Here is a 23,834-nt window from a genome sequence, read left to right on the forward strand (position 1 = left end):
GGACGACGTGACTGGCCCTGATCCCGTGGATGTGCGCCTGCTGAGCGTCGTGGCAGAGATGGGCCGAGCGACGGTCCCGGACATAGCCGGTCGGCTCGGCATGGACGTGCGCGACGTCGCCGCGCGACTCGCCGCGCTGTCCACCACCGGGCTACCCCTGATCGTCGGTGTCGAATGCGACCAGCAAGGAATCCGCAACGCCGTCGCCGCAGCTCAGCAGTGGGCGGCGCAGAACGCGGCCAGCGGTCCGCACCCGGTGGCACCCGGGCAGCACACCGGGTCGCACCCGATGTCCGGGCCGTACCAGGTGTCCGGTCCGCACCAGGTGTCCGGTCCGCACCCGATGTCCGGGCCACATCAGGTGCTCCACCCGCAGCAGCCGGTCGCGCCGACGCCGCCGATGAGCACGTGGGGTCCTCCCGGCTCGGCCGCGTGGGCGCGCGGCGATCAGCCGGCCGCTCCGACACCGGCCCCGACCGGCAAGGTCGGCACCAAGCTGGACGTCCACGGGATGTCCGGCGAGCAGATCAGCATCCAGCTCATCGAGGTCGTCGACCCGGCGGACTTCCTGTTCACCGCGGCCGGGTACGAGCTCCAGCCCGGTGAACGCTCCGTCGTGGTGCACACCGAACTGACCAACAACGGCCAGGTGCCGTTCGCATCGCTGCCCGACATGTACCTGGAACTGGTCACCAAGGACGGTTCTGCGGTAGCCAAGGCCCCGGTGTCGATGTCGTCGCGCACACCGCACCGGATGGGCGTGCAGCCCGGCGAAACAGCCGGTGGTCACACGGTTTACGTGCTCCCGGAGTCCACAGAGCTCTCGGCGGTCCGCTGGACCCCGCAACCGGGCGACCACCAGCGCACCCTGATCTGGGACATCACCGACCTATAGGGGCCGTGCGGGAAGTGCGCCGCCGCCGTCCCAGGTCCCCAGAGGGCCGCTCCCTTCGGATTCGCGCTACCCGCCCCGCCGAGCGAAGCGAGTGCGAAGGGTCATCAGGTGTCGCGGCGGAAGAAGTCCAGCGGGTTGCGCCTGGACTTCTCGGGACGCTGCTTGCTGCGGTACTGCAGCGTCGGCCAATCGCGGGCGTCGTTCTTGGGGAGTTCGGGCTCGGGCTCGCCGATGACCGAGGGCGTGGCCGGGCCGACGTCCTGGGCGCTGATCACCTCGCCGAGGCTGTTCAACCCCTCCGGCGGAGTGTCGAGGTCCGCCTGCGGATCGATCACCGGCATGCCGCGTGGCGGGGTCGGTGTGTCCGATCCCTGGAATTCCTGAGCCATCGGACCCCCTTCGTCGCGCGATCCGATCACCACGTTACCCGGTCCACGAGCTTCCATGCGGCGGAGCCGCTGTTCCCGGTGCGGATTTCAACTCGCACCGCCGCGGTCCTTCAGCGGCTTCGTGGCGATACCGCCGTGCATTGGACACGCATCAGGGGCGGAGCGCGGAGACCACGCAGCCGCTCGGGTTCCGCCCCCTCGACAGTTCCTAGCCGTCCTGATCGCGCAACTCGTCGAGTGCGTTCTGCAAGTCTTCCGGGTACTCGCTCTCGAACTGCACCCAGCCGCCCGAGGGGTGCTCGAAGGACAGGCTCCGGGCGTGCAGCCACTGCCGGGTGATGGCCAGCCGCCGGGCCAGCACCGGGTCGGCGCCGTAGGTGAGGTCGCCGACGCAGGGGTGCTTGATCGCCGAGAAGTGCACCCGGATCTGGTGGGTGCGGCCGGTTTCCAGCTTGACGTCGATCAGCGAGGCGGCGCGGAACGCCTCCACCGTCTGGTAGTGGGTGATGCTCGGCTTGCCGCCGGTGACCACCGCGAACTTGTAGTCGTGCCGGGGGTGGCGGTCGATCGGGGCGTCGATGGTGCCCCGGCTCGGATCGGGAAGGCCCTGCACGACCGCGTGGTAGCGCTTCTCGACGGTGCGCTCCTTGAAGGCGCGCTTGAGCACCGTGTAGGCGTGCTCGCTCTTGGCCACCACCATCACGCCGGTCGTTCCCGCGTCGAGGCGGTGCACCACGCCCTGGCGCTCCGCAGCACCCGAGGTGGCGATCTGGACGCCCGCCGCGGCCAGGCCGCCGACGACGGTCGGGCCCTCCCAGCCGGGGCTGGGGTGCACGGCGACGCCGATCGGCTTGTCGATCACGACGATGTCGTCGTCCTGGTGCAGGATCTTCATGCCCTCGACCGGCACGGCCACCACCTGCAGCGGCTGCTCGGCGGCCGGCAGGGTGATCTCCAGCTGAGAGCCGGCCATCAGCCGGTCGGACTTGCCCGCCGGGCTGCCGTCGACCAGCACGTCACCGGCTTCGGCGAGTCCGGCCGCGGCGCTGCGGGACAGGCCGAGCAGCTTGGACAGGCCGGCGTCGATCCGCATGCCTTCCAAGCCCTCCGGCACGGGGAGGTTTCGGAGTTCGCTCACGACTTGTCGGCCTTCTGCTTGCGGTGGATCGTCCCGTCGAAGTCGCGACCCAGCAGCGACAGCAGCACCACGAGGATGCCGCCGCAGGTGATGCAGCTGTCGGCGACGTTGAACACCGGGAACACCTGACCGCCGGGCGCAAGGAAGGACAGGAAGTCCACCACGTGTCCCTGCAGCGGGCCGGGCGCCCGGAACAACCGGTCGCCGAGGTTGCCGCAGGCACCGCCGAGCACCAGGCCGAGGCCCACGGCCCAGCCCGGCGAGCGCAGCTTCGGCGCCAGCCACACGATCACGCCGACCACGGCGATGGCGAGCAGCGCGAGCAGCCAGGTCAGGCCGGTGGCCATCGAGAACGCGGCACCGGGGTTGCGCAGCACGTCGAGGTAGAACAGACCGCCGAGCACCTTCACCGGCGGGTTGCCCTCCAGGTTCGCGACCACGGCGATCTTGGTCACCACGTCCAGGGCCAACCCCACCGCCGCCACTCCGAACAGCAGCGCCAGCAGCTTGCCGGACGCGCCCTTCGGTGCGTCCGCTGGCGGGTGGGTCCCGGCGGACTCCGACGAGGAGGCGGCCTGCTCAGGAGGTGGGTGCTCGGTGCTCACGCCGCCATTGTCCCCGACCCGCGTGAACGCCGGCGCACCAGGACCGCCGCCCCGGCCTCGGGGCCTCGTTCGAGGCAGGAAACGGCGGCAGCGGGCGCTGGTCGTAGACGGGCTCCCAGCGACCGTCCACCTTCCGATAGCTCGCCGCGGTACCGTCGCCGACCAGGGACTTCAAGGCCACGACCAGGCGGTCGACGTGCTCGGCCGTGGTGCCCGGGCCGATGCTGACGCGCAGCGCCCCGCCCGCGTCCGCCGCCCGCTCGGGCCAGCAGGTCCTTGGTGGCCAGGTGAGCGCAGAACAGGCCGTCGCGGACTCCGATGGCGTGCTCGGCCGACAGCACGGCGCCGGTCAGGCCCGGGTCCTGCCCGTCGATCGTGAAGCTGACGACGCCGACCCGGTCGTGCCCGGTGCCGAACGAGCTCAGCTCGCGCAGTCCGGGAATCTCGGCCGAACCCGGGAGCACGCGGCTGAGCAGCGAGGACTCGTGCTCGACGACGCACTCCCAGCGGGTGGCGAATGTCCCGCAGGCGGTGGCCAGGGCGTGCACGGCCGAGCCGCACTGCGCGACCGGCCAGGTCTTCACCCGGGGCACCCCACCGCGGTTGGAGGGTTGCCGGCCAGCAAGCCGGGGCTTGGCGCTGGCGCTCATGACCTTCGCGACGGAGGCTAGCGCCACCCCCGGCCACGACAACGCCGTCTCACTCGGTGGCCTGCAAGCAACGGGGGTCCTGGTGCGAACTGCCCGGACTTCGCGACCGTGATCGTGACGGTCCCGACCAGAACCGCCCCCTCCTCATGAACGAGGCCCCGGGAGCGAGTCCCGGGGCCTCGGAAAGCGGGGTCAGACGCGGGAGACCGCGACCCTGATCTCGGTCCCGTCGCCGACGGTTCCGGTGGCGGCGTCGGCCGCATCGCCGGGGTCGACCGCGTCGGCGAGGGTCTCGCCCGCGATGAACTCGCGGTGCGCCTCGACGGCCTCGGCCACCTCGGTCGGGGCGTCGACCGTGACCGTGATGCGGTCCGAGACATCGAAACCGGCGTCCTTGCGGGCGTTCTGGATCACCCGGACGACGTCGCGGGCCAGGCCCTCGGCCGCCAGCTCCGGCGTGACCTCGGTGTCCAGCACGACCAGCCCGTCACCGCCCGGCAGCGCCGCCGCGGCACCGGAGTCGGTCGAGACCAGCCGCTCGGTGAACTCGCCCTCCTGCAGCTCGATGCCCGCAGCGACCACGGTGGACCCGCGGTGCTGCCAATCACCGGCCTTGACGGCCTTGATCACGGTCTGCACGTCCTTGCCCAACCGCGGACCGGCCGCGCGGGCGTTGACCGCGATCTCGAAGTGACCGTGCGCGGCCACGTCGGTGCTCAGCTCAAGGCCCTTGACGTTGACCTCGTCGCTGATCAGGTCGGCGAACGGGCGCAGCGCCTCGGCCTGCGACGTGGCCACCACCAGGGAGGCCAGCGGCAGCCGGACCCGCAGCTTGTTGGACTTGCGCAGCGCCAGGGCCGAGGAGCACACCTGGCGCACCTGGTCCATCGCCGACACCAGCGCGGCGTCCGCGGGCAGCTCGTCGACCAGCGGCCAGTCGGCCAGGTGCACAGAGCGGCCGCCGGTGAGCCCGCGCCACACCGCCTCGGCGGTCAGCGGCAGCAGCGGCGCCACCACCCGGCAGGTCACCTCGAGCACCGTGTGCAGCGTGTCGATCGCTTCCTTGTCACCCGCCCAGAACCGGTCCCGGGAGCGGCGCACGTACCAGTTGGTCAGCACCTCCAGGAACTCCCGCACGTTCGCGGTCGCGGTCGCCAGGTCCAGCGAGTCCATCGAGGACTGCACGTCGCCGACCAGCTCGTGGGTCTTGGCCAGCACGTAGCGGTCGAGCACGTGCTCGCTGTCGGTGCGGAACTCCCCGCTGATGCCTTCGGCGTTGGCGTAGAGCGCGAGGAAGTACCAGGAGTTCCACAGCGGCAGCACCGCCTGGCGCACCGCGTCCCGGATGCCCCGCTCGGTGACGACCAGGTCGCCGCCGCGCAGGATCGGGCTCGACATCAGGAACCAGCGCATCGCGTCGGAACCGTCGCGGTCGAAGACCTCGTTGACGTCCGGGTAGTTCTTCTTGGACTTCGACATCTTCGAACCGTCGTGGCCGAGCACGATGCCGTGCGCCACCACGTTGCTGAACGCCGGCCGGTCGAACAGCGCCGTGGCCAGCACGTGCAGCGTGTAGAACCAGCCGCGGGTCTGGCCGTGGTACTCGACGATGAAGTCACCCGGGAAGTGGTGCTCGAACCACTCCGCGTTCTCCATGGGGTAGTGGACCTGCGCGAACGGCATCGAGCCCGACTCGAACCAGCAGTCGAGCACCTCCGGCACCCTGCGCATCGTCGACTTGCCGGTGGGGTCGTCCGGGTTGGGCCGGGTCAGCTCGTCGATCTCCGGGCGGTGCAGGTTCGTCGGCCGCACCCCGAAGTCGCGTTCGAGCTCGTCCAGCGAACCGTAGACGTCGGTGCGCGGGTGCTCGGGGTCGTCCGACACCCACACCGGGATCGGCGAACCCCAGTACCGGTTGCGGGAGATGTTCCAGTCGCGGGCGTTCTCCAGCCACTTGCCGAACTGGCCGTCCCGGATGTGCGAGGGAACCCAGTTGATCTGCTTGTTGAGCTCGACCATCCGGTCCTTGAACTGGCTCACGGCCACGAACCAGGACGACACCGCCCGCTGGATCAGCGCGTTGTCGCAGCGCCAGCAGTGCGGGTACTGGTGGTCGTAGGTCTCGTGACGCAGCAGCAGTCCGCGTTCCTTGAGGTCGCGGGCGATGTGCTTGTTGGCCTCGAAGACCTGCACGCCCTCGTACGGAGGCACCTCGGCGGTGAACTTGCCGTGCGCGTCGACCGGCACGACCGGCACGATGTCGGCGGCGTCGGTGACGACCTTGTCGTCCTCACCGAAAGCCGGTGCGATGTGCACGATCCCGGTGCCGTCGTCGGTGGTGACGTAGTCGGCGGCCAGCACCTGGTGGGCGTTCTCCCGACCGGCGAAGAAGTCGAACGGCGGCTGGTAGCGAGTGCCCAGCAGGTCCGAACCCTTGTACCGGGCCACCACGCGGTCGGCGACGTCCTCGCCGAGCTCGCGGGCGTAGGCGGGCAGACGGGCTTCGGCGAGCAGGTATCGCTCGGTGCTCTCGGCGGGCGCGACCAGCGCGTAGTCCACGTCCGGGTGCACGGCGGCGGCCAGGTTGGACGGCAGGGTCCACGGCGTCGTCGTCCACACCAGGGCCAGCGCGCCGTCGAAGGCCTTCCCGGGCGCGGTCAGGCGCAGGCCCACCGTCACCGCCGGGTCCTGGCGCGGCCGGTAGCCGTCGTCCATCCGGGTCTCGGTGTTGGACAGCGGCGTCTCGCAGCGCCAGCAGTACCAGAGGACCCGGTACCCCTCGTAGACCAGACCCTTGTCCCACAGGGTCTTGAACGCCCACATGACGCTTTCCATGTAGTCCAGGTCGAGCGTCTTGTAGTCGTTCTCGAAGTCCACCCAGCGCGCCTGGCGGGTGACGTAGTCCTCCCAGTCCGCGGTGTAGCGCAGCACGGAGGTCTTGCACGCCTCGTTGAACGCGGCGATGCCCATGCTGTCGATCTCGGCCTTCGAGGTGATGCCGAGCTGCTTCTCGGCCTCGACCTCAGCGGGCAGGCCGTGGGTGTCCCAGCCGAACCGGCGCTCGACCCGCTTGCCGCGCATCGACTGGTAGCGCGGGACAGCGTCCTTGACGTAGCCGGTGAGCAGGTGGCCGTAGTGCGGCAGGCCGTTGGCGAACGGCGGGCCGTCGTAGAAGACGTACTCGTTCGAGCCGTTGTGACCCGCCTCGCGCGCATCGATGGAGGCGCGGAAGGTCTTGTCGTCGGCCCAGAAGTCCAGCACCTGGCGTTCGATCGCCGGGAACGCGGGCTGGGCCGCCACGCCGCGCTCGTCGGACGCGCCGAAGGAAACCTTGGGGTATGCCATCGCGGAGCTGCTCCTCGCAGTGTGTCGTTGCCGCCCTGGAGGACGGGGACGACGTCCCGGACTCGCCGGGCACCGCGGTACCACCCCGCTTGCCGAGGGCGCGAACGCCGACGGCCACTCGATTGCCGGCTGTGACGGGCCGGACCCGTCCGGTTCTACTGAGGCGCCGCAGGTGCCCGTTCTTCCGGAGGCTCCCCGGTGATGGCCGGATCAACGCCTGGTCCTCACAGAGTACCGGGATGTCGCCAGTGGTTTTCACCGGCTCCGGCCGGACTCCGCCGCGATCGTCGCGTTGGGCGCGCACCGGGCGCACGGCGTGAAGCCGAGCTCCCGCGCCTCACCGAGCTCCAGCGGCAGCGTCTCAGCCTCACCGAGCCACTCGCAGGTCCGCACGTGGTATCGCGGACGTTCGTCGACCACCACGACCCCGGCGTCCGGATCGGCCGCCTCGGCCGCGTTGCTGCGTTCCTCACCCGGCTCCGCGCCCAGCCGCCGGGCCGCCGCGATCTCCTCGCCACCGCGACGGGTTCTGATCCGGTCGGCGAACAGCAGCGCCGCCCCGAGGAGGCTCGCCAGGACCGAGATCCAGGCGAGGCCGGAGCCTCCGCCGAGCACGGCCGCCACCAACGTCGCGGCGGCCACCAGGACCAGCAGCAGAACGACCAGCAGCACTAGCTTTCCCGTCTCTCGCCGTCCCCCTCTCGACACATACCGGCGGTGACGGGCCATGACCCATCACCGCCGGTGCGCCAAGTCTTGAACGGGGAATCAGCCCGCTTCGGCCGCCCTGGTCCCGAAGCTGTAGCTGGTGGCCTGCTGACCGGAACGGCTTCCGCTGCTGCTCTCCGCTGGCGCGGCAGAACCTCGGTCCTGCAGTTCGCGAAGCTGAGACTCCAGGTAGGTCTGCAGTCGAGTGCGGTACTCGCGCTCGAACGTGCGGAGAGTCTCGATCTTCTTCTCGAGGGCGTTCTTCTCGTTCGTGATGTTGCCCATCACCTCAGCGTGCTTGCGCTGCGCATCGCGTTCCAGGCTGGCGGCCTTGTCGCGCGCCTGCCGCTCAAGCGTTTCCGCCCGGGTTCGGGCGTCGTTGAGCATCGTCTCGGCTCGAGTTCGAGATTCGTTGACCATGCTGTCGGACTTCGAGCGAGCCTCCGACAGCAGCTGCTCCGACTTGGTCCGGGCCTCGGACAACATGCCGTCGGCCTCGGCCTTGGCCTCACCGGTCAACCGGTCGGCCATCTCCTGCGCGAGACCGAGAACCTTGGCGGCCTGCACGTGGTGATCACCGCCCGGAGAGGTCTGCTCGGCAGCGGTCGGCGCCGGGACCGGGGTGAGCCGGCGCGGTTCCTCCGGTGGGGCGGCTGGGGGCGAGGCAGCAGCGGACGCAGCCTGGCTGCGGGCGTCGTCCAGGTCGACCTGGGCCGACTGCAGCTGGGACTCCAGCTGCTCCACCTGGCCACGCAGGTCGTTGTTCTCCTCAACCAGCCGGGCAAGCTCGGCTTCAACCAGGTCGAGGAATGCATCCACCTCGTCCTCGTTGTAGCCCCGCTTGCCGATCGGAGGTTTGCTGAACGCGACGTTATGCACGTCGGCGGGGGTCAGGCCCACAAGATCACCTCACGCACTCCTTCGGCAGCTGCGGGTCGGTCGGGTTCCCCGTCACCCGGCCGGTTGCACCAGTCGCATCAGTATGAACACGACCAGCAGCAGCACCATAATCGATAGGTCCAGTCCGACGCCGCCGATCCGGACCGTCGGAATCACCCGACGCACCAACTTCACAGGTGGGTCGGTCACTGTGTAGATGCTCTCCAACGCGATTGCAACCCCCCCAACGGGTCGCCAATCGCGGGCGAACACTCTCACGAGTTCCACCACGATACGCGCCGTGAGCAGGAGCCAGAAGAAGAACAGAACGTAGAACAGGACGATCTGCACCGGGTTCACGCCTTCAACTGTGCCACCACTCATCCGTAGTTGAAAAAGGCCCCCTCTGCTAGACGTCGCTTGTCCTCTGCCGCGACGTCGACGTTCGGCGGTGAGAGCAAGAACACCCGGTTGGTGACCTTCTCGATCGAACCCCGCATCGCGAACGCCAGACCTGCGGCGAAGTCGACCAGGCGCTTCGCGTCGGCCTCCTCCATCTCGGTCAAGTTCATGATCACCGGCGTGCCGTCCCGGTACTGCTCGCCGACGGTCCGCGCTTCGCTGTAGCTGCGCGGATGCAGAGTTGTGATCTTGCTCAAGTTGAATTGAGCACCTGTGTCGGTCACCGCCCGCAGACGCGAAACGCTGTCACCGCGCGACTGACTGTTGGGCAAAGTGCTGCGCGACGGCGTCTCGGACGCCCACTGCCGCCGCGGTCGCGGCGGCTCCCGGAACTCCTCGGCGTAGGACTCGGTCTCCGCGTCGGCTTGGAAGCCACCGCGGGTGCCCGCCGACCTGCGCCGGGGAGATCCCCGGTCTTCGTCGTACGCGGCCCGGTCGCTGTAGGTCGGACAGGAGTCGTACGCAAGACGATCATCGTCGTACCGCTCGCGGTAGGCGATCTCGTCCTCGTACTCGTCCACCTCGTCGGCCGGGACCATGCCGAAGTAGGCCTTCAACTTGTGCAGAGCGCTCATCGGCATGCCCTTCCTCTGCGGCTCCCTGACACCGAGCACGAGGTGGCCGGCCTTCGACCCCCTTTTGACGGCTACGGCGAGGTTAGCCGCCGCCCGCCGAGCAGCGCGGTTCCGACACGCACCCTGGTCGAGCCGTGGGCAACGGCACTTTCCAGGTCACCGGACATCCCCGCCGACACATCCACAGCTTCGGGGTGATCGACGCGCAAGCGCTCGAAGATCGACGATAGTGTGTCAAAAGACACAGCTGCGTCGCCGCCGAGCGGAGCCACTGCCATCACTCCGCGCAACCGAAGTCCGCTCGTTCGCGTGATCATGTCGGCGAGTCGGTGAACGTCCTCCGGCGAGCAGCCGCCCCTTCCGGTGGTTCCGTCCAGGCTGACCTGCACCAACACGTCCAAAGGGCGCTCCCGCTCGCCCGTTTCGAGGGCGTTCGTGGTTGCGCGGGAAAGCGCTTCGGCGAGCCGTTCGCTGTCGACCGACTCGACCACGTCCGCCCAGCGGGCCACCGCGCGAGCCTTGTTCCGCTGCAACTGGCCGACCATGTGCCAGCGCCGCGCGGCCTGCGGCCGCAGCTCGGCGAACTCCGCCACCTTGCCGCGCGCCTCCTGCTCGCGGTTCTCGGCGAAGGACGACAGCCCGAGATCGGAGAGAAGAGCCACATCGGATGCGGGGAAGGTCTTGGTCACAGCGAGCAGTTCGACCTCCTCCGGAGACCGGCCGGCGGCGTGGCACGCCTTCGCCAAGCGCTCCCGGACCGCCGCCAGCGACTCGGACAGCTCCGCGCGACGTTCTTCGGGCGTCACGACTGCTCGTCCATCCAGATCACCGAGGCGAAGCGCCCGGTCTTGCCGTTGTCGCGCCGGTGGCTGAAAAGCTCCCGGGTTTCCATGGTGCAGCGCGGGTCGACGCCGATCTTGGCGATGCCGACCTGCGCGAGCTGCTCGAACAACCCGGCCCGCAGGTCGAGCCCGGTGGTGCCCTTGCGGGTCTTGCAGGCACTGCCCGGCAGGTGCTCCTCCACGTCGGCCTGCATCTCCGGCGGCACCTCGTAGCAGGCACCGCAGGCTGCGGGCCCGATCAGCGCTTCCACCCTGTCGAGCTGCGCACCGGCCTCGCGCATCGATTTCAGCGCCGCAGGCAGGACTCCCACGCGCGCGCCCACGCGTCCGGCGTGTACCGCGGAGATCACCCCGGCCTCCGGGTCGCCCAGCAGCACCGGAACGCAGTCGGCGGTCAGGGCGACCAGCGCGAGCCCCGGTTGAGCCGTCACCAGCGCATCGGAGGCCTCCACCGCCGCCGGCTGCGGGCCGTCGACGATGGTCGCGGTGCGGCCGTGGATCTGCTCCATCCACACCAGGTGGTCCTCGGCCAGGCCGATGCCCTCCGCCAGCTTGCGCGTGTTGGCCGCGAGCGCCTCCGGCGCGTCTCCGACCCTGCCGCCGAGGTTGAAGGAATCGAACGGCGCCTTGGAGCTACCGCCCTCCCGCGTGGTGGTCACGCGCCGAATCCGCACTTGCCCAGCCTCCTGATGAAGAAAAATCGACACCGGGAACCCGCGGTCCCCGGTGTCGATTCTCGCTCATGCGTCAGCGCCGCATGAACGGCGGAATGTCGACGTCGTCGTCGGTGTCGTCGCCCACCGGCACGGCCCGGTTCGGCAGACCACCGGGGCGCGAGTGGCCGGTGGAGTGCGTCGGGTAGCCGCCGCTGGGGCGGCCGGGCACCGACGCGCCCTGCTGCCCGGTGGTCGAACCGTCGCCGCCGTAGGGCCGCGGCTGCGGGCTCTGCGGCTGGCTCGGGGGCGGTCCCTGCTGCTGAAAACCGGTCTGCTGCGGCGTGGTCGGCTGCTGCGGAGCCGGGGGCTGCTGCTCGGTCTGCGGAGCCTCCGGTGCCGGGGCGGGCGCCGACTGCTGGACCGGAGCCGGCTGCGCGGGCACCGGAGCGCTCGGCTGCGCCGGGGCCTGCTGGGTCTCGGTGCTCGCCGGGACGGCGGGCTTCTCGGCCTTCGGCGCGGAGGCCTCGGCCTCGTCGCTGCGCCCGCCGACGCGCGTCGGCTCGAGCTTCTTGTGCGTCGGCGTGCCGGAGTCGAACCCGGCGGCGATCACCGTGACCCGGACCTCGTCGCCGAGCGAGTCGTCGATGACCGTGCCGAAGATGATGTTGGCCTCGGGGTGCGCGGACTCCTGCACCAGCGACGCGGACTCGTTGATCTCGAACAGGCCGAGGTCCGAACCGCCCGCTATGGCCAGCAGCACGCCGTGGGCGCCTTCCATCGACGCCTCCAGCAGCGGCGAGTTGATCGCCTTCTGCGCGGCTTCGACGGCTCTGCCATCACCCCTCGCCGAGCCGATGCCCATCAAGGCGCTGCCCGCTCCGGACATGACGCTCTTGACGTCGGCGAAGTCGAGGTTGATCAGACCAGGCGTGGTGATCAGGTCGGTGATGCCCTGGACACCGGAGAGCAGGACCTCGTCCGCCGAGCGGAAGGCGTCCATCAGGCTCACGCCGATGTCGCCGAGCTGCAGCAGGCGGTCGTTCGGGATGACGATCAGGGTGTCGCAGCAGTCGCGCAGCTCCTTGATGCCCTGTTCGGCCTGGGACGCGCGGCGCTTGCCCTCGAAGGAGAACGGCCGGGTGACCACGCCGATGGTCAGCGCACCGAGCTTGCGCGCGATGTTGGCGACCACCGGGGCGCCACCGGTTCCGGTGCCACCACCTTCACCGGCGGTCACGAACACCATGTCGGCGCCCTTGAGGACCTCTTCTATCTCCTCGGCATGATCCTCGGCGGCCTTGTGCCCGACCTCCGGTGCCGCACCGGCACCGAGACCGCGAGTGAGCTCGCGCCCGATGTCGAGCTTGACGTCGGCATCGGACATCAGCAGGGCCTGCGCGTCGGTGTTCACCGCGATGAACTCAACACCTTTGAGCCCGACCTCGATCATGCGGTTCACGGCGTTGACGCCGCCGCCACCGATGCCGACGACCTTGATCACCGCGAGATAGTTGTGCGGGGGCGTCATCGGATCCGCCTTCCTGATCGTGGCTGGTGTGCTCTCTGCATCGACCGCCGGGACGGCCGCTGAGCCGGTGCCGCCGATGCGGCTCCCCCTGGTCGTCGGCGCGGGGGCGACGTACTTCCGACCCCGTGCCCGGTCCGGACCGTAGGCGCGATCGCACCCCTGCGTCCAGCAGCCACGCCGGTTTCGGTAGCAGGAGTCCGGTGCTGTGCACCTCGTCGCTTCCGCCCGACGTCGTCCGTGTTGCTCAGCGGGTCCGCCCGTTGCCGCAGCGAGCCCGTTTCTCGTTCCTCCCCTTGCGATGACCACGTCCGCGAACGTGATCACCACAACGAACACCGTACCTCGCCGCCCGCTCACTCGGTTGAGGCAGTCGAGAATCCCCAACGGCTTCTTCGCAGCGGACAGCGCCGGGGAATCCGGACTGCAGGTGTCTGGTTCGGGTGCGACCGTCTCCGCTCGCAGGGGTCGGAACGTCAGGAAGGAAGCCATGGCAGCGGATTGGCGAGACAGGGTCGTGCTGGTCGCCGGGGCGACGCGGGGTGCGGGACGTGGGATCGCGGTGGAGCTCGGCGCGACGGGTGCGACGGTGTACTGCACCGGGCGCACGACCCGGACCCAGCGCTCGGACTACGACCGCCCGGAGACCATTGAGGACACCGCCGAGATGGTCACGCGCGCCGGCGGTGCGGGCATCGCGGTCCGGGTCGACCACACCGTCCCGGACGAGGTCCGGGACCTGGTGCGCCGGGTGGAGTCCGAGCAGGGGCGGCTGGACGTCCTGGTCAACGACCTCGGCGGCGAGCACCTGATGGACTGGAACAAGCCGATCTGGGAGCAGGACCTGACCAAGGGGCTGCAGCGGCTGCGCACCGGCATCGAAGCTCACATGATCACCAGCCACTTCGCGCTGGCCCTGCTGAGCAGGCGCTCGGGCGGATTGGTCGTGGAGCTCACCGACGGCACCGCCGAGGTGAACGAGCGGTTCTACCGCAGCGAGTGCGGCGCGTTCTTCGACGTCGCCAAGACGGCGTTGCACCGGCTGGCCCGCGCGCAGGGCGAGGAGCTGGCACCGCTGGGCGGCACCGCGGTGTCGCTGACGCCCGGCTGGTTGCGCTCGGAGATGATGCTGGAGCACTTCGGGGTCACCGAGGAGAACTGGCGCGAGTCCACCGTCGCCCCACCGGGTTTCGCGATCTCCGAATCCCCCGCCTACGTGGGCCGCGCGGTGGTGGCGCTGGCGGGCGACCCGGACGTGGCGCGCTGGAACACCCAGTCGCTGTCCAGCGGTTTCCTGGCCAAGGAGTACGGCTTCACCGACACCGACGGCTCGCAGCCGGACGCCTGGCGGTTCCTGCAGGAGGTCGAGTGGGGTGGTGGAGGGGGCGACGCGGCCGACTACCGGTAGAGCGCGGCGAAGCGCTCGGCGGCGCTCGCGAGGTCCTGGCGCAGCGGTTCCGGCGCCAGGACCTCGGCTTCCGGTCCGAGCGCGAGGATCTGGGAGAACGCGACCTGCAGCGATTCGGCCCGGAACGTGGTGCGGACCCAGCCGTGCTCGTCGGGTTCTCCAGCGGCGGCCTCGGCTTCGGCGGCGGCCGGGCCGTCGACGGTGCCGCGCAACCGGCGGAGCCCGGTGGGGCTGAGCCGGACCTCGACGTCGAGGGTGAGCAGCGAGCGGGAGAACTCCTCGGCGGTGCGGTCCCAGAACGCGGCGAGGTCGAAGGTCTCGTCGCGGACGAACTCCTCCCCCTCGCTGACCTCGCGAAACCGGTCGACCCGGTAGGTCCGGAACGTCCCGTCGCAGCGCGCGGCCAGGTACCAGACACCGGCTTTGAGGACGAGACCGTGCGGTTCGAGCTCGCGCCGGACGAGGCGTTCCCCGCGCTGGTAGCCGACGGTGATGCTCAGGTCGCGCCACACCGCGCGGCCGATTTCGGCCAGCAGAGCGGGTGTTTCGGCTTCGCGGAACCAGCGGGGAGCGTCGAGGTGGAACCGCTGACCGACCCGTTGCGGCGCGTCCTGGAACGGCGGCGCCAGCGCCGCTGCCGCTTTCAAGCGGGCGGCCTCGACCGCCTCGCCCAGCCCCATGTCGACCGCGGCCCCGGGCACCCCGGACAGGAACAGCGCCTCGGCCTCCTCGCGGTGCAGGCCGTTGAGCTTCGACCGGTAGCCGCCGAGCAACCGGTACCCGCCACCGCGCCCGCGCTCGGCGTAGACCGGCACCCCGGCCTCGGCCAGCGCCAGCACGTCGCGCGCCACGGTCCGCTCGGAGACCTCCAGCTCGCGCGCCAGCTCAGGCCCGTTCATCGACCCCCGGACCTGCAACAAGCACAACAACGACACCAACCGAGCCGCCCGCACCCCCCAACCGTACGACCAACCACCGACAAAACCGCTCGCAACGTACTTCGCGCACGAGCTTGATCGCACGAAGCAGCGCTCCACGGGAGTGGACCATGCCGGTCTTGACGATCTGCGGGCCGGACGACGAGACGATCGAGCATCTCGGCAATGGAGCCGCTCGATACGGCCACACGATGGAAGCCGAAGCCGTGGAGTTCATTGGAGCCCCTTGACATCGCCAACACCCGCGAAGAGCCTCCGAAGCAGCGGGCACGCACTCTTCGCCGACCTCGACCTCCCCAGACTGCCTCGCCTCTCTCGCACCTCAGCGCAAGCCAGTAGCTCAGAGGAATCGAACGAGCCAGCGTGGCACGAAGTGAAATTCTCGTATTGACCTCCTCACCAGCCTAAACGCCGGTGATTCCTACCGCTGATGACGACGCACGGGCGCGCCGTCATCTCGCTTCAGTGGGTTCCTGCTTCACCTCGCTTCGCCGCCCTTGCGGGTGGTCTTACCTGCGTTCCACAGGCTGTCACCGCCAGTCCACCGGCGTTAGCGACGTTCACCGCCGCGTTGATATCCCTATCCAGCCACACCCCGCAGACCTTGCACGGCCACATGCGCACATGCAGTGGCTTGCGGCCGTCCTCGGTCTCGCAGTTCGAGCAGGTCTGCGAGGTGGGTTCGAACCGACTGATTCGAACGAAGTGTCGCCCGTTGCGCAGCCTTGTACTCCAACATGGCCGTGAACGACGCCCAACCAGCGTCGAGAACAGACTTCGCCAGACTCGTACGCGCCAGCCCCGACACCGACGAGTTCTCCACCGCGATCGCTTGGTTCTCGCGGATCAACCGAGTGGAGAGTTGATGGTGGAAGTCCCGGCGTGCGTCGGCAACTCGAGCACGCGCGCGTGCCAATTTGACCCTGGCCTTCTCCCGATTCGCCGATCCCTCCTTCTTACGCGCGAGGGCCCGCTGCAACCGCTTGAGCTTCGCTTCTGCCTTGTGCAGAAATCTCGGAGCATCGATCTTGGTGCCGTCGAGCGCACCCGAACGCCCGAGCCAGCGCCGCCTGCTGACCAGGAGTCGAGTTCAAGCGGAACTGGTACCGGAGCTTCACGCATTTGTCGTATCGATGTCTCGTTGCAGGAGAACCACTTTCGCTACAAACGGCACGAACGGTCTTCCACTGCTGCGAAATTGGGATATCCACAACGCTCAGTCAGCAAGACGGGCCCGAAGTCCCTGCGATCACCGTTTCCGCGTCACCACTCGGGCCACAACTACGCAGACCGATGACGAGCAATGGGCGGAAGGACTCCTCATGCCTACGCTGGAGCCCGAAGGGTCAGGCGAAGTGGGGTGGGCCTCCGGTGAGGGCGCGCTGGGTGGCCTCGTCGTCGGCGTAGTAGTTCGGGCCCGAGGCTTCGGTGTCGTAGTAGCGGTGGAAGACCGGGGTTTGGGCGCCCGACATCGGCGGGACGATCCAGGACCAGTCGACCGGGCACTTGCGCCCCGCCGACTCCTCCTTCGCCAGGTGGGTGAGGAAGCGGTGCGATTCGGTGTGGTGATCGGTGATCGTCACACCCGCCTGGTGGTAGGAGTGCAGGACAGCGCGGTTGAGCTCGACCAGCGCGCGGTCCCGCCACAGGGTGTCCTCGCGCGAGGTGTCCAGGCCCAGGCGCTCGGCGACGACCGGGACGAGGTTGTAGCGGTCGGTGTCGGCGAAGTTGCGGGCACCGATCTCGGTGCCCATGTACCAGCCGTTGAACGGCGCGGCCGGGTACGAGACGCCTCCGATGCTCAGCCGCATGTTGCTGATGACCGGAACCGCGTGCCAACGCAGCCCGAGCTCGGCGAACCACGGCAGCTCGGGATGGGTCATCGGGACCTCGTGCACCACGTCAGGGGGCAGCGCGAACATGTGCGCCCCCTCCTCGCGGGTCTCCACCACCAGCGGCAGCGGATCGAAACCCGTGCGGCGGACCGGGGCTCGCCAGCCGAAACCGGTGACGGTTTCGGTGAACCGGGCGTAGCGAGGGTCGCCGAGCACCTCGCCGTCCTGGTCGCGGTAACCGGCGTAGCGGATGAGCTGCTCGTTCCAGATCCGCGGCGCGGGCCGCTGCGGGGTTTCCGGTGGGAAGACGCTGATCACCGGGCGGATCTTGCCGCCGTTGGTGGCCATCCGCAGGTGCTCCACGCAGTGCCCGGCCACACCGGAGACCGTGTGCACGTCGCGCAGGTCGCGGACCTTCAGGCTGCGCCAGTACAAACGGCCGATGCAGCGGGCGCTGTTGCGCCAGGCGACCTTCGCGCCGTAGGAGAGCTCGTCGGGGGTGTGCCGGTAGGTGCCGGTCGTCTCGACCTCGTAGCGCATCCGCGCCAGCCGCTGTTGGATCGGGGCCTCGACGCGGTTCTCGGCGTGGAACAGCCGCAGGAACTCCTCGGCCTCGGCGAGGTCGACCGCCGGCGCCCAGGGCGCGGGTGGCGGTGGGACGGGTCGTAATCGGCGGGTCCGCTCCGCCGCACCTGATCCCCCGGAGAAGACCGCCTCCGGCGCTTCACCACTCACCCTGAACACGCCGCCCACGTTAGCGCGGCGGAAACGATCTTGATCCGGTGCCGTTCGTTGACGGCCGTTCAGGCGACCGTGGGCAGCGCGGGTGTCGTAACGTCGTAAACCTTGCCGGGGCGGGTCAGCAACGGCGGCAGGATCAGAGCCTTGCGCTGGGTGTCCTCCAACGAACCCCAGTCGACGGTGCGACCGCCGGTGAGCTCCAGCCGCACGTCGCTCGGGCTCCGCGCCACCACCGCGGTCACCTCACCCCGCACCGGGACCGGCAGCGCCACCAGGACCGACAGCGCGGCGCGGGTGGTGGGGTCGTCGGCGGCGGCCTTCGACGCGCGCAGTTCCGGCACACCGGCGGGCGGCTCGGCGACGGTCTCGAACGGCACCCCGGCCACGTCGAGCAACCGGATCCCGTCGGTGGCGCGGAAGTACGCCGCCGGGGTCCGCTCGGTGACCTGGATGATCACCGTCGACGGCCAGTCCAGCACCGCCGTCGCGTCGGCGACCTTCGGCAAGCCGCGCAGGTGCTCCCGGATCCGCTCCGGGTCGACCCGCAGCATCGGCGTGCCCTCGGCGACATCGGCGGCCTGGATCACCGCGTCGGAGGACAGACCGTCGTTGCCCTCCACGCGCACCGTTCGCACTCCCAGCAGCGGCGAGAAGTAGGCGACCAGGAAACCGATGGTCGCCACCGCCAGCACGCCCGGCAGCAGGAAACGCCGCCTGGCGGGAGCGGGCGGCTCGCTCCGGCGCACCGGACGGCGCCGCGCTCGCTCCGCCGCGCTCCGGTCCGTCACCCGTGGTCCTCCCCGTTGCCGTCGCCGCCGGAAGCGACGGTCCGGTCGAGCTCACCGAGGATTTCCGGACCGAGCATCGTCACGTCACCCGCGCCCATGGTCAGCACCAGGTCGCCGGGACGCACCAGGCCCGCGACGCGCGGACCCGCGTCGGTGAAGGACGGCTCGAAGTGCACGTTCTCGGCGGGCAGCGGGATCGCGTCGGCGATCAGCTTGCCCGTCACGCCCGGCTGCGGGTCCTCCCGCGCGCCGTAGACGTCGAGCACGACGACCTCGTCGGCCAGGCCCAGGGCCTCGGCGAACTCGGCGGCGAAGGTCGCGGTACGGGAGAACAGGTGCGGCTGGAACACCACGACCAACCGGCCCACACCGGCGACCGGGCGGGCCGCGCGCAGCTGCGCGGCGACCTCGGTCGGGTGATGGGCGTAGTCGTCGTAGACGCGGATGCCGTTGACCCGGCCCTTGAACTCGAAGCGGCGCCGCACGCCGCCGAACGCGGCCAGGCCTTCCAGCATCCCCTCCAGCGGGGCGCCGAGCTCCAGGCCGGCCAGCAGGGCCGCGACGGCGTTGCCCGCCATGTGCTCGCCGGGGACGGCGACCTGCACGTCGACCAGCTCGCCGGACACGCCCACCAGCTCCACCGACACCACGCCGACACCCTGGGTGGCGCGGTAGCCGGCCAGCCGGGCGTCGCCGTCGGCGCAGGCGTCCGCGCCGTAGCGGCGGACCCGCACGCCCGCGGATTCCGCTTGCGCCGCGAGGGCTTCCGCGCCGGGGTCGTCGGAGCAGACGATCAGCACGCCGCCCGGTTCGATGCGGCCGATGAAGTCCTCGAAGACCTTGGTGTAGGCCTCGGCGGTGCCGTGGTGGTCCAGGTGGTCGGGTTCGACGTTGGTCACCACCGCCACCGACGGCGCGAACACCAGGAACGATCCGTCGCTCTCGTCGGCCTCGGCGACGAAGACCCCGCCATCGCCGTGGTGCGCGTTGGCGCCGGACTCGTTGAGGTCGCCACCGATGGCGAACGACGGGTCGATCCGGCAGTGCTGCAACGCCACGGTGAGCATCGAGGTGGTCGAGGTCTTGCCGTGCGTGCCCGCGACGCAGGCGACGCGGTGGTCGGACATCAGCCCGGCCAGCGCTTCGGCCCGCCGCAGCACGGTGATGCCGCGTTCCTGCGCGGCGACCAGCTCGGGGTTGTTCGGGCGGATCGCGGTGGAGACCACCACGGCCGTCGGCTCCTGGTCGAGCAGGTCGAGGTTCTCGGCGTGGTGCCCGATCCCGATGCTCGCGCCCTGGGCGCGCAGCGCCATGACGGTGCGCGAGTCGCGCGCGTCGGAGCCGGAGACCTGGCGGCCGCGGGCGAGCAGGATGCGGGCGATGCCGCTCATCCCGGCCCCACCGATGCCCACCAGGTGAACCCGATCGAGCAGTCGGTCCATGTCGGCGGTCATTGACCCGCCACCTCCATCACGATGCGGGCGAGCACCTGGTCGGCCTCGCGGTGGCCGCTGCCCATGGTGGCCTGGCTCATCATCTGCAGCCGCTGCGCGTCCAGCGCCATCGGGATGATCTCGTCGATGACCCGCTGCGGCGTCAGCTCGGCGTCGGCGACCAGCCGGGCTCCTCCGGCGCTGACCACCGGCTGGGCGTTGAGCGCCTGCTCACCGTTCCCGTGCGGCAGCGGCACGAACACGGCGGGCAGGCCGACGGCGGAGACCTCGGCCACGGTCATCGCACCGGACCGGCACACGACCATGTCGGCGGCGGCGTAGGCGAGGTCCATCTTCTCCAGGTACGGCACGGTCCGGTAGATCGGTGCGCCCATGACCTGCTGGATGGCGACGCTGTTCTTGGGTCCGTGCGCGTGCAGCACGCCGATGCCGGCGCGGCCGAGCGCCTGCGCGGCACCGGAGAAGGCGGTGTTGAGCGTCTGCGCGCCCTGCGAACCGCCGAAGACCAGGATCGTCGGGGCGTGCGGGTGCAGCCCGAAGTGCTGGCGGGCCTGCATCCGCAGCTTCCAGCGGTCCAGCCGGGTGATCGACTCGCGCAGCGGGATGCCGATGGCCTGGGCGCCGGGCAAGCCGCTGTCCGGCGTCGCCGCCAGCACGCGGGCGGCGAGCTTGGCGCCGACCTTGTTGGCGAGCCCTGCGCGGGCGTTGGCCTCGTGCACCACGATCGGCACCCGGCCGCGGGCGGCCAGGTAGGCGGGAAGCGAGACGTAGCCGCCGAAGCCGACGACCACTTGAGCGCCGACCTTGTCGAGCACGTCGCGGGTCTGGTGCACCGACTCGCGCACCTTCAGCGGCAGCTTGAGCAGGTCGGCGTTGGGCTTGCGGGGCATGGGCACCGGCGGGATCAGCTCCAGCGGATACCCGCGAGCCGGGACCAGCCGGTTCTCCAAGCCTCGTTCGGTGCCCAACGCGGTGATGTGGGCGTCGGGGCGGACGCGTCGTACCGCGTCGGCCAGCGCCAGGGCCGGTTCGATGTGCCCCGCGGTGCCGCCTCCGGCGACCACCACCGACAGCCGCCGCATGCCCATCGCAGCGCCCTGCGGTTCGCCCAGGCGCTGGATGCGGACCGTCTGTTCCCCGCTCAACGGTGTCCTCCTCGTGTCTGAGCCCGGGACCCGGGCCCGCTGCGCGCACCACGTGCGCGGGGTTCTGCTCCGCTCCGGCGCGTTCCGGACGCGCCGGAGCTCTTGGCACCGGGCCGGGTCCGGGGAACGGGCCGGGAAGTCTTCCGCCTCGCCGGCGGACGGTAGGGCGCCGGGGTGGGCAGTCGCAGCAGCTTGCCGACCCGCCCCGGCCCCAGAGACCGTAGCGCGGCGATGGCTTCGGGTTCGTGCCGGGCGAAGTTCGCGAGCAGGCCGAACACCAGCATGCTGGTCACCACCGAGGAACCGCCCGAGGAGATCAGCGGCAGCGGGAGGCCGGTGGTGGGCAGCAGGCCCACCACGTAACCGATGTTGATCACGGCCTGGCCGACCAGCCAGGTGGTCAGTGTCGCCGCGACCAGCCGGATGAAGGGGTCGGTGTTGCGGAAGGCGATGCGCATGCCCACGTAGGCCGTGGTGGCGTACAACATCAGCACCACGGCGCAGCCGATGAACCCGAGCTCCTCGCCGATGACCGCGAAGATGTAGTCGTTGTGCACGTTGGGCAGGTACTGCCACTTCGACCAGCCCTGGCCGAGGCCGCGGCCCACCAGCCCTCCGTCGGCCAGCGCGAACAGCGCTTGCATGGCCTGGTAGCCGCTGCCGGAGGGGTCCGAGGCCGGGTCGAGGAAGGACGTCAGCCGCGCCATCCGGTATTCGGCGATCATCGCCAGCACGATGCCGCCGGTGACCGCGCCCAGCGCCATCACGAGGAACAGCCGCAGCGGGGCTCCCGCGAACCACAGCAGCGCCAGCAGCACGACGAACAGCGTGATCGTCGAGCCGAGGTCGGGCTGCATCATCACGAGCGTGAACATCAGCAGCGCGGCGGGCACCACGGGCACCAGCAGGTGGCGGTACTGGGTCATCAGGCCGCGCTTGGTGACCAGCACGTGCGCGCCCCACAGCGCGAAGGCGATCTTGGCGAACTCGACGGGCTGGAACGACACGCCGGCGACGAAGAACCAGCTGCGGGCACCGTTGAGCTCGGTGCCCACACCGGGGATCAGCACGAGCACCAGAAGTCCGAGGCAGAGGGCCAGGATGCCGAGGCTGTAGCGGCGCAGCAGGCGCACCGGGGCGCGCACCGCGATGTAGAACAGCACGAGCCCAGCGCCGCAGTACATGACCTGCTTGACGAACACGCTGTAGGACGAGCCGTCCCTGTTGAAGGAGTCGACGCTCGACGCCGAGAGCACCATCACCAGGCCGAACACCGTGAGCAGGCCGAAGACGGCCAGCAGCAGGTGGAAGGAGGCCAGCGGGCGGGTGAGCCAGGCTGTCAGCGTGGACAGCACCGTCACCCCGGCTCGCCTGCGGGGGTCTCGCGCGGCAGCGCTCTTCGTCGCAGCGGTGGCCACCGGATCACCCGCCGCGCGTCGTCGCCGCCGGGGTCTCGGACAGCACGTCGCGCACCGCGTCGGCGAAAGCCCTGCCGCGGTGGGCGTAGTCGGTGAACATGTCCATCGACGCTGCCGCGGGGGCGAGCAGCACCACCGAGCCGGGCCGCGCGCTGTCGTGCGCCAGGCGAACCGCTTCGAGCATGCCCGCATCGTCTCCCGATGCGACCTCGTGCACAGGCACATCCGGGGCGTGTCGGCCGAGTGCGGCGGAGAACTCGCCCCGGTCGCGGCCGATCAGCACGGCGGTCGCGAGCCGTCCGGCGTTGGCGCGGACCAGCTCTTCGACGTCGGCGCCCTTGAGCAGGCCGCCCGCGATCCACACGACGGAGTCGTGGGCACGCAGGGCGGCGTCGGCGGCGTGCGGGTTGGTGGCCTTCGAGTCGTCAACGTAGGAAACCCCGCTCGCTTCGGCGATGAGCACCGAGCGGTGCGCGCCCGGCTCGAAGCCGCGCAGTCCCGCTGCGACGGCCGCCGGTTCGACGCCGTGCGCGCGGGCCAGCGCAGCCGCGGCCAGCGCGTTCGCCACGTTGTGCGGGCCCGCCGGGCGGACCTCGGACAACCGGGCGAGTTCCACGTCCTCACCGAAAGCGCGGTCGACCAGCCGGTCTTCGTCGACGCCGAGCTGATCAGCTCGCGGGACGCCGAGGGTGAACGACACGCGCCGTCCCCCGGCGGCCCGGACGAGGCGGGTGGACCACTCGTCGTCGGCGTTGAACACCGCGACGTCGTTGCCCGCGTACACCTTCGCCTTCGCCTCGCCGTAGGACTCCAGCGAGCCGTGCCAGTCGAGGTGGTCGTCGGCGAGGTTGAGCACCGCACCGGCCTCCGGGCGCAGCGCCCGCTGCCAGTGCAGCTGGAAGCTGGAGAGCTCCACCGCCAGCACCCGGTGCCCCGCGCGGACCGCGTCCACCACGGGCAGCCCCACGTTCCCGCAGGCCACGACGTCGGCACCGGCGGCGCGCAGGATCGACTCCAGCATGCTCACCGTGGTCGTCTTGCCGTTCGTACCGGTCACCGCGAGCCACGTCGCGGGACCTCCGGGCCGCTCCTGGTCCAGCCACCAGGCGAGCTCGACCTCACCGATCACCTCGATCCCGGCAGCGGCGGCCGCGGCGGGCAGTGGCGCGTCGGGACGCCAGCCGGGGCTGGTGACCACCAGGTCGGTGTCCTCCGGCGGGGTGTTGTGCCCCGGGACGAGCTGCGCGCCCTGGGATTCCAGCGAGGCGAGCGCGGCGAGCCGAGCGGCCGAGCCGTCGGTGACCGTCACCTCGGCACCCGCCGCCAGCAGCGCTTCCGCCGCCGACCGCCCGGACACCCCGGCACCGGCGACCAGCACCCGCAACCCTCGGTACCGGCTGTCAGCCACTGCGCCTCCCCGCTTCCTCTGTGTCACTTC

23 protein-coding genes, 1 pseudogene and 1 riboswitch are annotated in these 23,834 nt (G+C 70.4%); of the genes and pseudogenes, 2 read left to right on the plus strand and 22 right to left on the minus strand.

Translation table 11 applies throughout. The features are described from left to right. The first annotated feature begins 7 nt into the window (after positions 1-7). Positions 8-895, plus strand: coding sequence for an AsnC family protein (locus E1161_RS06435; RefSeq protein ID WP_165939705.1), 888 nt, complete (start codon positions 8-10; stop codon positions 893-895). 104 nt (positions 896-999) lie between these two features. On the opposite strand, the gene E1161_RS06440 is transcribed toward E1161_RS06435, so the two are convergent. The 12 genes from E1161_RS06440 to ftsZ form a co-directional block, all read right to left on the minus strand. Further along, the gene (locus tag E1161_RS06440; protein ID WP_132620615.1) at positions 1,000-1,284 is read right to left on the minus strand and encodes a hypothetical protein; all 285 of its coding nucleotides are present in this window, start codon (positions 1,282-1,284) and stop codon (positions 1,000-1,002) included. Positions 1,285-1,492: 208 nt separating this feature from the next. Then, on the minus strand, positions 1,493-2,377 hold the full coding sequence (locus E1161_RS06445) for an RluA family pseudouridine synthase (protein ID WP_132620862.1): 885 nt from the start codon (positions 2,375-2,377) through the stop codon (positions 1,493-1,495). Between the two features lie 41 nt (positions 2,378-2,418). Then, entirely contained in the window at positions 2,419-3,027 is a 609-nt protein-coding gene (gene lspA / locus E1161_RS06450) for a signal peptidase II (RefSeq protein WP_207920131.1), read from the minus strand. Beyond that, entirely contained in the window at positions 3,024-3,611 is a 588-nt protein-coding gene (locus E1161_RS06455) for a hypothetical protein (protein ID WP_165939706.1), read from the minus strand. The genes lspA and E1161_RS06455 overlap by 4 nt, the downstream gene beginning before the upstream one ends. Next, positions 3,580-3,681, minus strand: a riboswitch (SAM riboswitch). Its footprint overlaps the gene before it by 32 nt. 188 nt (positions 3,682-3,869) lie before the next feature. Then, a complete protein-coding gene (ileS, locus tag E1161_RS06460) occupies positions 3,870-7,022 on the minus strand; it encodes an isoleucine--tRNA ligase (RefSeq protein WP_132620621.1) in 3,153 nt (1,050 codons plus the stop codon). Between the two features lie 255 nt (positions 7,023-7,277). After that, positions 7,278-7,694 carry a DEAD/DEAH box helicase family protein gene (locus tag E1161_RS06465; RefSeq protein ID WP_132620623.1) on the minus strand — a complete coding sequence of 139 codons (417 nt, stop codon included), beginning with the start codon at positions 7,692-7,694 and terminating at the stop codon, positions 7,278-7,280. 96 nt (positions 7,695-7,790) lie between these two features. Continuing rightward, positions 7,791-8,630: a DivIVA-like cell division protein Wag31 gene (gene wag31, locus E1161_RS06470; RefSeq protein ID WP_132620625.1), complete on the minus strand. Its 840-nt coding sequence runs from the start codon at positions 8,628-8,630 to the stop codon at positions 7,791-7,793. Between the two features lie 51 nt (positions 8,631-8,681). Continuing rightward, positions 8,682-8,993, minus strand: a complete 312-nt coding sequence (locus tag E1161_RS06475) for a YggT family protein (protein ID WP_132620627.1) — start codon at positions 8,991-8,993, stop codon at positions 8,682-8,684. Beyond that, positions 8,990-9,646 (minus strand): cell division protein SepF, encoded by a 657-nt coding sequence (locus tag E1161_RS06480; protein WP_132620629.1) that lies wholly within the window; start codon positions 9,644-9,646, stop codon positions 8,990-8,992. Before E1161_RS06480 ends, E1161_RS06475 begins: the two co-directional genes overlap by 4 nt. Before the next feature lie 71 nt (positions 9,647-9,717). Further along, a complete protein-coding gene (locus E1161_RS06485; RefSeq protein ID WP_132620631.1) occupies positions 9,718-10,452 on the minus strand; it encodes a YggS family pyridoxal phosphate-dependent enzyme in 735 nt (244 codons plus the stop codon). Next, positions 10,449-11,162 carry a peptidoglycan editing factor PgeF gene (gene pgeF, locus E1161_RS06490; protein ID WP_132620633.1) on the minus strand — a complete coding sequence of 238 codons (714 nt, stop codon included), beginning with the start codon at positions 11,160-11,162 and terminating at the stop codon, positions 10,449-10,451. Before pgeF ends, E1161_RS06485 begins: the two co-directional genes overlap by 4 nt. A 73-nt stretch (positions 11,163-11,235) precedes the next feature. Beyond that, positions 11,236-12,672 carry a cell division protein FtsZ gene (ftsZ, locus tag E1161_RS06495; protein WP_132620635.1) on the minus strand — a complete coding sequence of 479 codons (1,437 nt, stop codon included), beginning with the start codon at positions 12,670-12,672 and terminating at the stop codon, positions 11,236-11,238. Positions 12,673-13,159: 487 nt separating this feature from the next. Here ftsZ and E1161_RS06500 point away from each other — a divergent pair, with 487 nt between their 5' ends. Continuing rightward, positions 13,160-14,077: an SDR family oxidoreductase gene (locus E1161_RS06500; RefSeq protein ID WP_132620637.1), complete on the plus strand. Its 918-nt coding sequence runs from the start codon at positions 13,160-13,162 to the stop codon at positions 14,075-14,077. Here the strand turns inward: E1161_RS06500 and E1161_RS06505 are convergent. The 10 genes and pseudogenes from E1161_RS06505 to murD form a co-directional block, all read right to left on the minus strand. Continuing rightward, positions 14,068-15,030: a helix-turn-helix transcriptional regulator gene (locus tag E1161_RS06505; protein WP_132620639.1), complete on the minus strand. Its 963-nt coding sequence runs from the start codon at positions 15,028-15,030 to the stop codon at positions 14,068-14,070. The genes E1161_RS06500 and E1161_RS06505 overlap by 10 nt on opposite strands. A gap of 447 nt (positions 15,031-15,477) precedes the next feature. Further along, on the minus strand, positions 15,478-15,789 hold the full coding sequence (locus tag E1161_RS27940) for a transposase (protein WP_328591225.1): 312 nt from the start codon (positions 15,787-15,789) through the stop codon (positions 15,478-15,480). 1 nt (position 15,790) lies between these two features. Next, positions 15,791-15,994, minus strand: a pseudogene (locus E1161_RS27945) (transposase); the annotation flags it as partial. Continuing rightward, positions 15,972-16,226 carry a helix-turn-helix domain-containing protein gene (locus E1161_RS28635; RefSeq protein WP_408011953.1) on the minus strand — a complete coding sequence of 85 codons (255 nt, stop codon included), beginning with the start codon at positions 16,224-16,226 and terminating at the stop codon, positions 15,972-15,974. The gene E1161_RS28635 and the pseudogene E1161_RS27945, both read right to left, overlap by 23 nt. A 135-nt stretch (positions 16,227-16,361) precedes the next feature. After that, positions 16,362-17,594, minus strand: coding sequence for a nitric oxide synthase oxygenase (locus tag E1161_RS06520; RefSeq protein ID WP_235874833.1), 1,233 nt, complete (start codon positions 17,592-17,594; stop codon positions 16,362-16,364). A gap of 59 nt (positions 17,595-17,653) precedes the next feature. Beyond that, on the minus strand, positions 17,654-18,379 hold the full coding sequence (locus E1161_RS06525; RefSeq protein WP_235874834.1) for a cell division protein FtsQ/DivIB: 726 nt from the start codon (positions 18,377-18,379) through the stop codon (positions 17,654-17,656). Continuing rightward, complete coding sequence (murC, locus tag E1161_RS06530) at positions 18,376-19,833, minus strand: UDP-N-acetylmuramate--L-alanine ligase (protein ID WP_132620641.1); 1,458 nt, start codon at positions 19,831-19,833, stop codon at positions 18,376-18,378. Before murC ends, E1161_RS06525 begins: the two co-directional genes overlap by 4 nt. Then, entirely contained in the window at positions 19,830-20,921 is a 1,092-nt protein-coding gene (gene murG / locus E1161_RS06535; RefSeq protein WP_132620866.1) for an undecaprenyldiphospho-muramoylpentapeptide beta-N-acetylglucosaminyltransferase, read from the minus strand. Before murG ends, murC begins: the two co-directional genes overlap by 4 nt. Before the next feature lie 53 nt (positions 20,922-20,974). Further along, positions 20,975-22,396 (minus strand): putative lipid II flippase FtsW, encoded by a 1,422-nt coding sequence (gene ftsW, locus E1161_RS06540; RefSeq protein WP_132620643.1) that lies wholly within the window; start codon positions 22,394-22,396, stop codon positions 20,975-20,977. Positions 22,397-22,400: 4 nt separating this feature from the next. After that, positions 22,401-23,804 (minus strand): UDP-N-acetylmuramoyl-L-alanine--D-glutamate ligase, encoded by a 1,404-nt coding sequence (gene murD / locus E1161_RS06545; RefSeq protein ID WP_132620645.1) that lies wholly within the window; start codon positions 23,802-23,804, stop codon positions 22,401-22,403. Positions 23,805-23,834: the final 30 nt, after the last annotated feature.

It is taken from the genome of Saccharopolyspora aridisoli (assembly GCF_004348445.1).
GTDB classification, from domain to species: Bacteria; Actinomycetota; Actinomycetes; order Mycobacteriales; family Pseudonocardiaceae; genus Saccharopolyspora; species Saccharopolyspora aridisoli.

Excerpts from the sequence above, each read along its gene's own strand:
- E1161_RS06440 (WP_132620615.1), bottom strand. The coding sequence starts at position 1,284 with ATGGCTCAGGAATTCCAGGGATCGGACACACCGACCCCGCCACGCGGC.
- E1161_RS06445 (WP_132620862.1), bottom strand. The coding sequence starts at position 2,377 with ATGCGGATCGACGCCGGCCTGTCCAAGCTGCTCGGCCTGTCCCGCAGC.
- ileS (WP_132620621.1), bottom strand. The coding sequence starts at position 7,022 with ATGGCATACCCCAAGGTTTCCTTCGGCGCGTCCGACGAGCGCGGCGTG.
- E1161_RS06475 (WP_132620627.1), bottom strand. The coding sequence starts at position 8,993 with ATGAGTGGTGGCACAGTTGAAGGCGTGAACCCGGTGCAGATCGTCCTG.
- E1161_RS06480 (WP_132620629.1), bottom strand. The coding sequence starts at position 9,646 with ATGAGCGCTCTGCACAAGTTGAAGGCCTACTTCGGCATGGTCCCGGCC.
- ftsZ (WP_132620635.1), bottom strand. The coding sequence starts at position 12,672 with ATGACGCCCCCGCACAACTATCTCGCGGTGATCAAGGTCGTCGGCATC.
- E1161_RS06500 (WP_132620637.1), top strand. The coding sequence starts at position 13,160 with ATGGCAGCGGATTGGCGAGACAGGGTCGTGCTGGTCGCCGGGGCGACG.
- murC (WP_132620641.1), bottom strand. The coding sequence starts at position 19,833 with ATGACCGCCGACATGGACCGACTGCTCGATCGGGTTCACCTGGTGGGC.
- murG (WP_132620866.1), bottom strand. The coding sequence starts at position 20,921 with ATGGGCATGCGGCGGCTGTCGGTGGTGGTCGCCGGAGGCGGCACCGCG.